We start from the raw sequence: 502 nt of genomic DNA, 5'->3' as shown, positions 1-502 counted from the left end.
GCGTCGTGCGCGTGCTCGCGGAAAACCGCTGGCCGTGGCGCATGCACGCGACCTACGACGAAACGATCAGCCGCGCGCTCGACGTGTTCGAGAAGGTCAACGAGGACATCCCGCTCGAAGGGCTGAACTGGTTCTTCGATCACGCGGAAACGATCACCGAGAAATCGATGGACCGGATCGCCGCGCTCGGCGGCGGCATCGCGGTGCAGCACCGGATGGCGTACCAGGGCGAATACTTCGTCGAGCGCTACGGCGCGCAAGCCGCGGAGGCGACGCCGCCGGTCGCGAAGATGCTCGCCAAGGGGCTGAAGGTGTCGGCCGGCACCGACGCGACGCGCGTCGCGTCGTACAACCCGTGGGTGTCGCTTGCATGGCTCGTGACGGGCAAGACGGTCGGCGGCATGCGCATGTATCCGCAGCGCAACCTGCTCGATCGCGAAACCGCGCTGCGGATGTGGACCGAGTACGTGACGTGGTTCTCGAACGAGGAGGGCAAGAAGGG

1 protein-coding gene is annotated in these 502 nt (G+C 66.5%); it reads left to right on the top strand.

Annotated features, from left to right (window positions below):
• Positions 1–502: amidohydrolase family protein (locus A9Z05_RS04305; protein WP_141723352.1), on the top strand; the 502-nt coding region annotated here is incomplete at both ends.

This window comes from Burkholderia sp. A2 (assembly GCF_001729305.1).
In the GTDB taxonomy this organism is placed as follows: Bacteria; Pseudomonadota; Gammaproteobacteria; order Burkholderiales; family Burkholderiaceae; genus Burkholderia; species Burkholderia sola.
This window is presented reverse-complemented; position numbering and strand designations above follow the sequence as displayed.